The organism is Microbacterium sp. KKR3/1, from assembly GCF_021272365.1.
GTDB classification, from domain to species: Bacteria; Actinomycetota; Actinomycetes; order Actinomycetales; family Microbacteriaceae; genus Microbacterium; species Microbacterium aurugineum.
In genome coordinates this window covers 941,818-954,705 of sequence record NZ_JAJSDW010000001.1, presented here as the reverse complement: position 1 = coordinate 954,705, position 12,888 = coordinate 941,818, and the positions used below count along the sequence as shown (strand labels likewise).

General features: G+C 66.5%; 10 protein-coding genes. All 10 read left to right on the top strand.

Going from position 1 to position 12,888, the window contains the following annotated elements; genetic code table 11:
- The first annotated feature begins 60 nt into the window (after nt 1–60).
- The 10 genes from LVJ59_RS04625 to LVJ59_RS04580 all read left to right on the top strand — a co-directional run bounded on the left by LVJ59_RS04625 (nt 61) and on the right by LVJ59_RS04580 (nt 12,875).
- The gene (locus tag LVJ59_RS04625) at nt 61–1,134 is read left to right on the top strand and encodes a glycosyltransferase (protein ID WP_232762168.1); all 1,074 of its coding nucleotides are present in this window, start codon (nt 61–63) and stop codon (nt 1,132–1,134) included.
- A 101-nt stretch (nt 1,135–1,235) separates the two neighbouring features.
- A complete protein-coding gene (locus LVJ59_RS04620) occupies nt 1,236–4,595 on the top strand; it encodes a hypothetical protein (RefSeq protein ID WP_232762167.1) in 3,360 nt (1,119 codons plus the stop codon).
- A gap of 30 nt (nt 4,596–4,625) precedes the next feature.
- A complete protein-coding gene (locus LVJ59_RS04615) occupies nt 4,626–5,621 on the top strand; it encodes a GDP-mannose 4,6-dehydratase (protein WP_232762166.1) in 996 nt (331 codons plus the stop codon).
- The gene (locus tag LVJ59_RS04610; RefSeq protein WP_232762165.1) at nt 5,618–6,775 is read left to right on the top strand and encodes a LegC family aminotransferase; all 1,158 of its coding nucleotides are present in this window, start codon (nt 5,618–5,620) and stop codon (nt 6,773–6,775) included. The genes LVJ59_RS04615 and LVJ59_RS04610 overlap by 4 nt, the downstream gene beginning before the upstream one ends.
- On the top strand, nt 6,772–7,941 hold the full coding sequence (gene neuC / locus LVJ59_RS04605; RefSeq protein WP_232762164.1) for a UDP-N-acetylglucosamine 2-epimerase: 1,170 nt from the start codon (nt 6,772–6,774) through the stop codon (nt 7,939–7,941). The genes LVJ59_RS04610 and neuC overlap by 4 nt, the downstream gene beginning before the upstream one ends.
- Complete coding sequence (gene neuB / locus LVJ59_RS04600) at nt 7,931–9,028, top strand: N-acetylneuraminate synthase (RefSeq protein ID WP_232762163.1); 1,098 nt, start codon at nt 7,931–7,933, stop codon at nt 9,026–9,028. The genes neuC and neuB overlap by 11 nt, the downstream gene beginning before the upstream one ends.
- Nucleotides 9,021–9,665, top strand: a complete 645-nt coding sequence (locus LVJ59_RS04595) for an acetyltransferase (RefSeq protein ID WP_232762162.1) — start codon at nt 9,021–9,023, stop codon at nt 9,663–9,665. The genes neuB and LVJ59_RS04595 overlap by 8 nt, the downstream gene beginning before the upstream one ends.
- Entirely contained in the window at nt 9,662–10,705 is a 1,044-nt protein-coding gene (locus LVJ59_RS04590) for a nucleotidyltransferase family protein (protein ID WP_232762161.1), read from the top strand. Before LVJ59_RS04595 ends, LVJ59_RS04590 begins: the two co-directional genes overlap by 4 nt.
- The gene (locus LVJ59_RS04585) at nt 10,702–11,400 is read left to right on the top strand and encodes a cytidylyltransferase domain-containing protein (protein ID WP_134353434.1); all 699 of its coding nucleotides are present in this window, start codon (nt 10,702–10,704) and stop codon (nt 11,398–11,400) included. The genes LVJ59_RS04590 and LVJ59_RS04585 overlap by 4 nt, the downstream gene beginning before the upstream one ends.
- Entirely contained in the window at nt 11,397–12,875 is a 1,479-nt protein-coding gene (locus tag LVJ59_RS04580; RefSeq protein ID WP_232762160.1) for a hypothetical protein, read from the top strand. The genes LVJ59_RS04585 and LVJ59_RS04580 overlap by 4 nt, the downstream gene beginning before the upstream one ends.
- Nucleotides 12,876–12,888 lie beyond the last annotated feature (13 nt).

The following is a 12,888-nucleotide window of genomic DNA, read 5'->3' as shown; positions in this document are numbered from 1 at the left end:
TCATGCGCCACGGGTGGTGCGCTCCACGGGGGCGTCGCAGCCCGAGGATAGCCTGAGCGCATGGGAGCTCGGCTGCGTTTCGTTCTGGATCAACTCGGCCAGATCGTCGACCCCGATCTCGCCTCCGCCGCCGTGGATCTGGCCGACGGCGTGATCGCGACAGCACCCTCCGGTTGCACGGTGGACCTCATCGTTCCGGCGGGCTCGGAGGCGACGATCCGCGGCGTGGGAGAGGTGCGCACCCTCGGTCTGGCGCGTCGTGAACTGGCGGCCTCCTGGCAGCTCGGCATCGCTCCCGGGGTCGGGGGAGGCATGATCCATTCGCCGAGCCTGTTCGCTCCTCTCGTGAAACACGATCGCGTCCACGACGATGACCAGACGACGGTCACCCTGTGGGACCTGCGCGCATGGGATGCGCCGGAGCTGCTGCCGAAGAACCAGGTCTCCTGGCAGCGAGGGATGCTCCGCCGGGCGGTCAAACATGCCGATGCCGTCGTGGTGCCCTCGCACGCGGTCGCTGCGCGGCTCTCCGAACTCGCACGTCTGGGCGATCGTGTGCGCGTGATCGCGGGGGCGCCGCCTCGGGGGTTCGTCGTCCCGGATGACGCCGATCGTCGCCGGAATGCGCTGTCGCTGCCGGACGAGTACGTGGTGCTCACCGGGTCGGAGTCGTCCTTGCGGGACGGCTTCCGCGGGGCCGTGGCGGCGGGGATCGAGGCTGTCGTGCTCGATGCTCCGGACGGGGCGGAGCCTCGCTACGTCGAGATCGCATCCGCAGCAGGCCTCCCGGAGCGTCGCGCCCATGTGCGGGGTGCGCTGGCGGTCGAGGATCGTGCGGCCGTGCTCGCCGGTGCGTCGGTCTTCGCTGCGACCGGTGACTTCGCGGGCTGGCCCTGGCGGGCCGTCGAGGCGATGGCCCTCGGAGTCCCTGTCGTGGCTGTCGACACCGGCTCCCATCGCGACGTCATCGCGGACGGTGGCACGCTCGTGGAAGCGGACGAGATCGCGGAGGCGATCGCGCAGGCAGCGGGACCAGCGGCCCAGCGACTCCGGATTCTCGCGTCCGACCGGTCGAGGGCGTTCTCCTGGGCGAGCTCGGGGGAGCGCCTCTGGAGCCTGCACGCCGACCTGTGATCCGCTGAGAACCACCTGCGCATCAGGGCGACACGCCGAAAACTTGCGTCGCGAACGGCGCAACAGTGGCATCATCGCGCAACTTCCGTCACACTGGTCACATGTCTCGACGTGCCCCACGCTCGCGAAACACCCTGAGGACCTACCCACTCCTCACCTGTTTCCTCGCTGTCTCCGCTCTGGTGATCGGCACGGTGGTCCCCGCCGCTGCTGCCCAGGCCTCCGTCTCCGCGCCCACGGCGAGCGTCGCGAGCGCCGTGGCAGATCCGGCGGCGACCGGGATCGCGAAGAGCACGCTCGTCGGCTTCACGCCGGGAAACATCATCAGCGACGCCGTGTTCACGAACAAGAAGACGATGACCGAGGCGCAGATCCAGAGCTTCTTCAACAGCAAGGTCTCGCGATGCCTCGGCGGCCGGGATGAGAACAACGAGCCGATCGTCTGTCTCAAGGACTTCCGGATGAACACCGTCACGCGGCCCGCGGACGCGTACTGCTCCGGCTACTCCGGGGCGGCGAACGAGTCTGCGGCCCGCATCATCTATCGAGTCTCCCAGGCCTGCAACATCAACCCTCAGGTGTTGATCGTCATGCTGCAGAAGGAGCAGGGGCTGATCACCCACGTCTGGCCGAGCGCGTGGCGCTACCGGATCGCGCTGGGGCAGGGATGTCCCGATACAGCCCCGTGCGACCCGAACTACATCGGCTTCTTCCATCAGATCTACGGCGCGGCGCGTCAGATGCAGATCTACATGGAGGGCAAGTGGTTCCAGTGGTACGCGCCGGGCAAGACTTGGAACATCCTCTACAACCCGAAGGCGTCTTGCGGGTCGGCCCCGGTCTACGTCGCGAACAAGGCGACCTCGGCGCTCTACTACTACACGCCGTACCAGCCCAACGCTGCCGCCCTGCGCGCGGGCTACGGCGAAGGCAACAGTTGCTCGGCGTACGGCAACCGCAACTTCTACAACTACTTCACTGATTGGTTCGGGTCCACGCAGGCCGTGGACCCGCTGGTCGAGATCGCGCGGCTCTACACGAATCTCGGAGGCTCGTCCGGTGTCCTCGGTGCGGCCGGCGCTCAGCCCTCCTGCTCGAGCTCGTCGGCTCGATGCACCTGGACCTATGCGAAGGGCGTCATCACCTGGACGCGCGCACTCGGGCCGCTGACGGTGTACGGGGACGTGTACACGGCGTACGCGGCTCAGGGTGGATTGGGCGGAAAGCTCGGCTACCCCGCTGCGACGCCCAAGGCGGTCACCGATCCGAACGGGGATGGAGTCTCCCAGCAGTTCTCCAAGGGATGGATCCACTCCTCGACGCGTGGGACATTCGCGTCTTCGTCGACCGTGATGACGGCGTACAGCTCGGCAGGATGGCTCCGGGGCACTCTCGGGTGGCCGACGAGCGCGGAGTCCTGCGCGTCGCAGCGCTGCGTTCAGAGTTTCGCCGGTGGCGCGATCCGATACGACACCGGCAAACCCGCATACGTGGTCCCCCCTGTGGATGATCCTCAGATCAAACCCGTCTATGTCGCCCAGGGCGGCGCGAGCGGGCCTCTGGGATACGCGGCCGCGGCGTTGCAGACGGTCGTCGATCCCAATGGCGATGGTCTCGCACAGAAGTTCGACGGCGGATGGGTTCATTCATCCGCGTCCGGGACTTTCTCCTCCTCGGCGACAATCATGACGGCGTACAGCAAAGTGGGGTGGGTGCGGGGAGCCTACGGGTGGCCGACTGGAGCGGAGACGTGTTCAGGCGATGTCTGTGTTCAGACCTTCCAGCGCGGTGTGCTCCAGTACACGAAGGGCGCAGCGGCGGGCCCGGCTGCGGAGGTCACGAATGCCGCGATCAAAACGGCCTATCAGGCGTCCGGTGGATCCACGGGCCCGCTGGGGTATCCCCTGAAGGCTGTGCAGCGGGTTACCGACAAGAACGGCAACGGTTACGCGCAGCAGTTCGCAGGCGGCTGGATCCACTCGAGCGCGCGCGGTACGTTCGTGACGTCGTCTCAACTCATGGCTCAGTACTCGGCCGCCGGATGGATCCGGGGCACCCTGGGTTGGCCGAGCGGAGCGGAGACATGCAACGATCTCGGGTGCACGCAGGCATTCGCGAACGGTACGCTCTCCGCGGCGACCGCGGGCTCCGACGGCACGAAGCTGACGGCGAGCATTCGTGCCCTGCACGAGAGCATCGGAGGGACCGCGGGGTGGATCGGCGCGCCTACGGCTGCGGTGCAGCACGTGACCGACCCGCAGGGCAATGGTGACGCGCAGCGATTCGCGAACGGGTGGATTCATTCCTCGGCCAAAGGTTCGTACGCCTCGTCGACGCGCATCATGACGGCGTACAGCGCGGCCGGGTGGGTTCGGGGCGAGCTGGGATGGCCTATCGCGGCGGAGGCTGCGGTGACGGACCCGAATGGAAACGGCGTCGCTCAGCAGTTTGCCGGTGGATGGATCCACTCGTCTGCGAAGGGATCCTTCTCCTCGTCCGCGGCGATCATGAAGGCGTACAGCGCGGCTGGTTGGCTGCGGGGTAGCCTGGGGTGGCCGACCGGTGCTGAGACCGCGGTGACGGACAAGAACGGCAATGGTCTCGCGCAGAAGTTCGCCGGTGGTTGGATCCACTCCTCTGCAAGCGGGTCGTTCTCCTCTTCGGCGGCGATCATGAAGGCGTACAGCGCGGCGGGGTGGCTCCGAGGTCCTCTCGGCTGGCCGACGACTGCGGAGACATGCAACGCCGGGTCGTGTGTCCAGTCGTTCACCGGAGGCACGATCCGTTATCAGGTCGGGTCCCCTGCGGTCACGATCCTTACGGCAGACAACGCAGCGATCCAGAAAGCCTACGAGGCCGCCGGGGGAGCCGCCGGATTCCTCGGCAATGCAGCGGCGGCGGTCCAGACGGTCACGGACAAGAACGGCAACGGGTTCGCCCAGAAGTTCGACGGCGGCTGGATCCACTCCTCGGCAAAAGGAACGTTCACTTCCTCGACGACGATCATGGACGCGTACAGCCCCGCCGGGTGGGTGCGGGGAGCCTTGGGATGGCCCGTCAGCGCGGAATCGTGCGTGGACGGAGTTTGCCGGCAGGCATTCGATAACGGCGCGATCCGAGTCCGTGGGCCGCAGGAGGATGTCTTCCTCACGTCGACGAACGCGGAGATCTCGCGCCTTTACAGCTCGTTGGGGGGCGCCAAGAGCACGCTCGGCATAGCGGATTCCGCGGTGCAGACCGTCACCGATCCGAACGGCAACGGCTTCGGCCAGGCATTCACCGGCGGGTGGGTCCACTCCTCCGCCTCCGGCACATTCGCCTCCTCCGCCGCCATGATGAAGCTCTACAGTGCGCGCGGATGGATCCGTGGCGACTTGGGCTGGCCGACGAGCGCGGAGACGTGTACGGCGACCACGTGCACGCAGTCCTTCGCCAACGGCACGCTGTCGTACACCAAGTAGGAGGGAAGCGAGCTCGGATAGACTGGTGGCATGAAGGTACTGCTCACAGGAGCTGACGGATTCATCGGATCGCACCTCGCGGAGCAGCTCGTCAGAGATGGTCACGACGTCCGAGCGCTCGTGCTCTACAACTCGTTCGACTCCCGCGGGTGGCTCGACGGCATCTCGGACGAGGTCGCGCGGGAGATCGAGTTCCTGCCCGGGGACGTCCGCGATCCGGCCCTGATGTTGTCCGCGGTGAGCGGCCGCGACGCGGTGCTTCATCTGGCTGCCCTCATCGCCATCCCGTACTCCTACGCGGCTCCCGATCTGTACGTGCAGACGAACATCCAAGGCACGCTCAATCTGCTCAACGCGGCGCGTGCGGCGGACGTCAGCCGGTTCATACACACCTCGACGAGCGAAGTGTACGGAACCGCGCGGTACGTTCCCATGGACGAGGGCCACCCGCTGCAGGGTCAGTCGCCGTACTCGGCGTCCAAGATCGCAGCAGACCAGATGGTGAACGCGTATCACGCCTCCTTCGGCCTGCCCGCCGTCACGATCCGTCCCTTCAACACGTTCGGCCCGCGACAGTCCGCTCGTGCGGTGATCCCGACGATCGTCAGCCAGCTGGCCGCAGGCAAGCGGGAGGTCCAGCTCGGTGCGCTCTCGCCGACGCGTGACTTCACCTACGTCCCCGACACTGTTTCCGGCTTCACGACTGCCCTGACCAGCACCGCCGGCGTGGGAGAGGTCATCAACCTCGGCGTCGGTTTCGAGGTGTCCATCGGACAGACCTTCGATCTCATCGCCGAGGTGATGGGCGTTGATGCTGTCGCCACCGAAGATCCGGCGCGACTGCGCCCCGCGAACTCCGAGGTGGAGCGACTCTTCTCCGACAACACCAAGGCTCGGGAGGTTCTCGGGTGGCAGCCGAAGCACGATGGTGTCGACGGCTTCCGTGAGGGCCTCCGTGCCACGGCGGAGTGGTTCACGGACCCCGTCAACCTGGCGCGCTACCGCACCGACGCGTACATCGTATGAGCGCGCCCGAAGACTTCGTCCGTACGATCCGTGGCGTCGTCGGGGCCGAGCCGTTCGTCGGTCTGCACGTTCCCGACATCACTGAGCGGGAGAAACAACGGGTGCGCGAGTGCCTCGACTCGACCTTCGTATCGAGTGTCGGCGCCTTCGTGACGGAGTTCGAACAAGGTGTCGCCGACTTCACCGGTGCGCGGCACGCGATCGCCGTGTCCAACGGGACGTCCGCGCTGCAGGTGGCGTTGGAACTCGTCGGTGCCGGCGAGGGAGATGATGTGATCGTCCCCGCCCTGTCTTTCGTGGCGACCGCGAACGCGGTCTCACATACCGGAGCGCAGCCCTACTTCGTCGACAGCGATGAGACCACGCTCGGCCTCTCCGTCGCTGCTGTCGCGGATGTACTGCGCTCCGCCCGATCCACGTCCGAGGGATTGGTGAACGCGGCCACAGGCCGGAGGATCGCGGCGATCGTCCCGATGCACACGCTGGGACATCCGATGCACATCGCGGAACTCGTCGCGCTGGCGGGGGAGTATGAGATCCCGGTGGTCGAGGACGCCGCGGAGTCGCTCGGCAGCCGCGTCGGCGAGGTGCACACCGGCACGTTCGGTCGGCTAGGCATCCTGAGCTTCAACGGAAACAAGATCCTCACCACGGGCGGGGGTGGGATGATCCTCACCGACGACGATGAGCTCGCCCGACGAGCGCGCCATCTCACCACGACGGCCAAGCTCCCGCACCGATGGGAGTTCGAGCATGACGAGGTGGCATACAACTATCGGATGCCGAATCTCAATGCCGCACTCGGCGTGGCCCAGCTGGAGCGACTGCCAGGCTTCCTCGCCGACAAGCGGCGGCTCGCCGCCCGCTACCAGGCCGCTTTCCTCGGCGCCCCCGACGTCGAGTTCCTCACCGAGCTGCAGGGAACCGAGAGCAACTACTGGCTCTGCGCGGTGCGCGTAGCCGGCGGCCTCGCACGCCGAAACGCCCTCCTCGAGGCGGCCAACGACGCCGGTCTGCAATGTCGCCCGTTCTGGAACCTCCTGCACGCACAGGCACCGTACCGTCACCTGCCGCACGCGCCTCTGCCCGTCGCGGAGACCCTGCACGCGTCCGTCGTCTGTCTGCCGAGTTCTCCGGCCCTGGCAGCGGCATGAGAACGATCGCCGTCGTCACCGGAACTCGTGCGGACTACGGTCTGCTTCGAGGGTTGCTTCGGGCGATCGAGGACGATCCGCGGTTGGACCTGCAGCTGATCGTCACGGGCACCCACCTCAGCGATGCATTCGGGCGCACCGTCTCCGAGATCGAGCGCGATGGGTTCACCGTCGCCGCTTCGGTACCCATCTGGTCAGGAGCGGACACGGCGCTCGCGGCAGCCGCCGACATCGGGCGTGCTCTGCCCAGCTATGCCAACGCGTTGCAGGAGATCGCGCCTGACATCGTCGTGGTGCTCGGGGACCGTCTGGAGGCTTTCGCGGTCGCCGTTGCGGCGACGATCCTGTCGGTGCCCGTTGCGCACATCCACGGCGGAGAGATCACCGAGGGGGCGATGGACGACGCGCTCCGGCACTCGATCACCAAGATGGCGTATCTGCACTTCACCTCGACGGCGGAGCATCGTCGTCGAGTGATCCAGCTGGGGGAGGAGCCTCAGCGAGTGTTCTTCCACGGCGCGCCGATCGTTGACATCCTCGACACGTTCGATGCGATGCCGCGTCACGAGGTGGAGGAGCGATTCGGCATCCGACTTCCCGAGCCGAGCGCACTCGTGACCTTCCACCCCGCGATCATGGACGTCGCACCTGCAGAGCAGCTGCTGGAAGAGCTCCTCGACGGACTCTTGGCGGTGGACGACCTGCATATCGTCATCACAGGTTCGAACTCGGACATCGGCACCGAGGCCGTCCGCGAGCGGATCTCCCGATTCGTTTCCGAGCATCCCGAGCGGGTCGACTATGTCGAGTCCTTCGGGCAGCGCGCGTACCTCAGCACGATGCGCGCAGCATCGGTCGTGGCGGGAAACTCGTCGAGCACCGTCCTCGAGGCACCGGTACTTGGCATCCCATCGGTGCTGGTCGGCGACCGTCAGAAGGGCAGGCCGATCGCTGAGAGCGTCGACGTGCCAGAACCCACGGCGGACGCTATCGCCGCGGCGATTCGACGACGGATAGCCTCTGGACCGGTGATCGCCGACGAGAGTCCCTTCGGGACCCCGGGTTTCGCTGCGCGCACCGCCACCACTCTCCGGGACGCGGAGATTCCGCAGCCTCCGAAGAAGTCCTTCCACGATCTCGAGAGGGGAGATGACAATGACCGCTGACGTCTTTGTGATTGCGGAGGCCGGGGTGAACCACAACGGTTCTCTCTCCATCGCCAAGGACCTGGTCGATCTCGCCGCCGACGCCGGCGCCGACGCCGTGAAGTTTCAGACCTTCTCCGCCGATGCTCTCGCGCTGGAGTCCGCGGACCTTGCAGACTACCAGCGTCTCTCCGACCAGGACGTGCGCAGCCAGCATGACCTCCTCCGCGGGCTCGAGCTGACTCATGACGAGTTCAGGGCCCTGCGGGCGCATTGCGACCAGCAGGGTATCGGCTTCCTCTCCACGGCGTTCGATCTCGATGGACTCGATTTCCTCATCGAGGAGCTGGGAATACCGGTCGTGAAGATCGCATCCGGCGATCTCACCTTTGCTCCGCTCCTGGTCAAGGCAGGACGTAGCGGGCTTCCGGTGATCCTGTCCACGGGAATGGCGGATATGGAGGAGATCGCGAGAGCATTGCGATTCCTCGCCGCCGGCGTGGCGCAGGCACACGGTGTGCTCGATCGATCGGAGCGCCTCACGGAGGGGGCGCTGGAGAGGGCGTGGGAGGCGCGAGACCAGTACGTCCGGTTCGCCGAACACGTGACGGTCCTCCACTGCACGACTGAGTACCCCGCCGCCGACCAGCACCTCAACCTGCGTGCCATGCAGACCATAGCGGGGGCTTTCGGACACCGGGTGGGCTACTCCGACCACTCGCTCGGGGCGCTCGCGTCCGTGCTCGCTGTTGGGCTCGGAGCGACCGTCCTGGAGAAGCACTTCACTTTCGACGTGACCGCGGACGGCCCGGACCATGCTGCGTCTCTGGATCCCGACGGGTTGCGGGATTACGTCGCTGCGCTACGACGGGTGCCGACCATGCTCGGATCGTCGGAGAAGAGGGCGCAGAGTGTCGAAGAAGGAAATCGACAGGTCGTGCGGCGCAGTCTGGTGGCCACGCGCGACATCGCAGCAGGATCGATGATCACAGAGGATGCGGTCGCGTGCTTCCGACCGGCGACTGGCCGCACCCCCTTCGATTTCTGGGAGGTCGTCGGTGGCACCGCTTCCCGGTCCTATCGCCGCGGCGAGCTCATCGATGGCTGAGCTGATCCTGCTCGGCGGCGGCGGACACGCGAGATCCGTCCTCGCGGCGCTGCGTGCCGAGGAGGTCACCGTCCTGGGGTATCTCGCGCCACAGGAGGGTGACGTCGGCGCGGATTGCCCGTATCTCGGCGACGATGGCGTACTCGCAACGCTCGACCCTGACGAGGTGCTCTTCGTCAACGGTCTGGGTTCGACCTCATCCACCCGGGCCAGGCGCGACGTCTACGAACGGGCGGTGGCGCGCGGTTTCCGTGCCGCGCAGATCGTGCACCCGCGGGCATTCGTCGACCCGGGGGCTGAGCTGCACGATGGCGTCCAGGTGCTCGCGGGAGCGTTCGTGAACACCGGAGCCGTCATCGGGGAGAACGTGCTGATCAACTCCGGTGCGATCGTCGAACACGATGCGGTCGTGGGCGCCCACGTGCACGTGTCTCCAGGCGCGGTCGTCGCGGGTGGCGTCCGGATCGGCCACGGAGCTCACATCGGCCTCGGCGCCCGCGTCATCCAGGGGGTGTCGCTGGGATCCGGTAGCGTCGTCGGAGCCGGTGCCGTCGTGATCGCGGACGTTCCGACAGGAGCAGTCGTCGTCGGCGTGCCAGCACGAGCGACCGGATCCGAGAGGAGGGAGTCGGCATGAGCTCGAACACCGATCTGTCCGTGTACCCGGGCACCAGCATCCGCGATGCGCTCTTCCAGCTCGACCGCAGTCGGCGGCAGGTCGTGTTCGTCGAGGACGCAACGGGCCGACTCGTCGGTGCCGTCAGCGACGGGGACATCCGCCGGGGGTTGCTCGCAGGGGCTTCGCTCGAGGACCGCGTCGACCGAGTGATGAACACGAATCCGGCGACGGTGCCGCCGACCGCGACGCAGGACGCCGTGGACGCGCTGAAAGCGCAGCGCGGCATCAGGGTCGTCGCTGTGGTCGACGAGGGACGAATCGTCGATGTCGTAGGTGAAGGCGAGCACATCGCGACTCCGCTTCCCACTCCGGTCGTCCTCATGGCCGGCGGGCGTGGCCAACGGCTCTACCCGATCACGAAGGACATTCCGAAACCACTCGTGCCGCTGGGCGACACACCGATGATCGACATCATCCTGGGACGGCTTCGCGGCCAGGGATTCCGTCGGGTGCACGTCTCCGTGAACCACCTCGGGCACCTGATCGAGGAGCATCTGGGCGATGGCACGGAGCATGGACTGGAAATCACCTATCTGCATGAGCCGATGCCACTCGGCACCGCGGGTGCGATGGCTCAGCTGCGCGGAGAGATCGACTCGCCGTTCGTCGTGATGAATTCTGACCTGCTCACGGAAGTCGACCTCCGACGGATGCTCGGCTTCCACCTCGACGCGCAGGCTGACGCGACGATCGGTGCGCGAGAGTACGGCTTCGAGATCCCTTACGGGGTACTCCGCCGTGACGGGCATCGGGTCGTCGGACTCGCGGAGAAGCCCTATCACCGAGAGCTCGTCAGCGCGGGGATCTACGTTCTCGAGCCGAGCGCACTCGATCTCCTGGAGCAGGACGAATACTGTGACATGCCCACCCTGTTGGCGCAGTTGATGGCTGCCGATCGTCAGGTCTCCGCCTATGAGATCCGCGAGGAGTGGATCGATGTGGGGCGGCCGGAGGATCTCGAACGCGCGAGACTGGCGTGGGAAGGGAGAGAGGAATGAGGATCTGCACGATCACCGTTCGCGCAGGGTCGAAAGGCGTCCCCGGCAAGAACCTCCGAGTCGTCGCTGGACGGCCGATGTTCGGACACTCGGTGGCGCAGGCGGCGGCGACCGGGCTCTTCGACGAGGTCGTCGTCTCAAGCGACTCTGAGGAGATCCTGGCCCTCGCTCCGGAGTTCGGCGCCACTGGCGTCGTGCGCCGCCCTGCGGAGATGGCCACGGACACGGCTGGCAAGGTCCCCGCCATCGCCCATGCCGTACGAACAACGGAGCAGCGCACCGGAAAGACCTACGCTGTTTGCGTCGACCTCGACGCGACGAGCCCGTTGCGCACCCTCGACGATATCCGCACCGCCGTCCGGATGTTCGAGGAGTCGGATGCCGCCTCGTTGATCACGGGTTCGGAGGCGAGACGAAACCCGTACTTCAATCTCGTTGAAGAGCAACCCGATGGCACGGTCGCCGTGAGCAAGCAACCTGGTGATGCGGTGTTGCGTCGTCAGGACGCACCGCGATGCTTCGACATGAACGGCTCCATCTACGTGTGGCGACGGGATTCGCTGCTCCAGGACCAGGTGGTCTTCCTCCCCTCCACGATTCTCTACGAGATGCCCACCGAACGTTCGATCGATGTGGACAGCGAATTCGACTTCCGCGTCGTCGAGTGGCTCATGGGGCAACGGGACGATCTGTGAGCTCCGACCCGAACGGCCTCGACGCACGAACTTCCGACGCGGTGCGGAAGTTGCTTGCTCTCGAAGACGACGCGCCGGACGTGCTTCGCGAGATCCTTCCCGGAGCGTCAGTACCGTTCTGGGCGCAGGTGCGGATGCGAGTGGCCTGGCTGCTGTCCGCACAGACGACCGGCAGCCTGGATGTGGCGCCCGGGACCTGGTCCCGATGGGCGGAGGCGCGGCGCGTGGCGAGAGCGCAGCTGCCCAGCCGGTGGGACGCACCGCGTCGGGCCGCACAGCACGACGTTTGTTTCTACGTCGCCGGCGGCACGCTCGCGGGCGAGCGAGGTTCCGCGCGCAACTGGCTCGTCGACGACTTCGCGGCGGCAGCGGAGAGCGCGGTCGTCGTCCAGCAGAAGCCGTTGCCCTCTTCACTGGGGCCACCCTGGTTCCAACCGACAGTGAGCATGGATGCCGCGAACGCGCGGGTGACCATGCGCGTGCGGGGCAAGCACCCCACCGAGGCCGCTGTGCGTTCCATCGACTCCCTCCTCTCCGATTTCGCTCGTCGGCTGGGTCAGGAACCGCAGGCATTCGAGAAGATCCGTCAGCGTGCGATCCGTGATGAGAACTATCGCGTGCCCCAGCTGGACGAGCTGCGGCGCTTGATCGAGAGGGTCCGTCCCCGCGTCGTCCTCTTCGACAACGGCTCATATACCTATCACGGCGAGTCGGTCGGATTGTTCAAAGATGGCGGGGCCTATGTCGCGGAGCCTCAGCACGGCTGGATCGGTCCGTCGCACGCCGCGTACAACTATGGCCGACTGTTTCAAGAGCCCGAGCTCCGCAGGGCGTTGCCGGACGAACTGCTGACCTTCGGTGACTTCTGGTCTGATTCGATACGTCATCCCGGGCGGGTGACGGCGATAGGCAAGCCGCATCTCGAGCGTCAGGCAGCCGCAGCGCCCGCACGTCGCGCTCCGCAGCTGCTCGTGGTGTCTTCGCGCACGCACCCGGAACGAACCGACGCGTTGGTCGTCGAACTCCGAGAACTTCTCGACGACAGCTGGGCAATCGTCTTCCGCCCGCATCCCGGCGAACGGGACGAGACGGCGCGTCGCTACCCGCGACTCTCCGCCGCGCCGGGAGTGATCGTCGACGAGGAGCCGGACGTGTACGAGTCGTTGAAGCGGACCACCGTGGTCCTCGGCGAGGCGAGCACCGTGCTCTTCGAAGCGCGGGCATTCGGTTGTGAGGTGATCCCGCGTGACAGCCCTTTCGCCGCTGGGGTGATCGGCGACGCTTTCGGCGAACGTGTGCAGGACGCTGCGCAGATCGCAGAACGGATCCGTGTCGTGCGGAACCCTCAGACGGCCGGCCGAGCGGCTGACGAGAGCATCTGGGCTCCCCACGCTGTCCAGACATTTCGAGGATGGCTGGACGAACGGCTCGACGCGGACGGTGTGCGGCGTGCAGGAAGCTCCGAAACCCCCTGACATAGAATGGTGC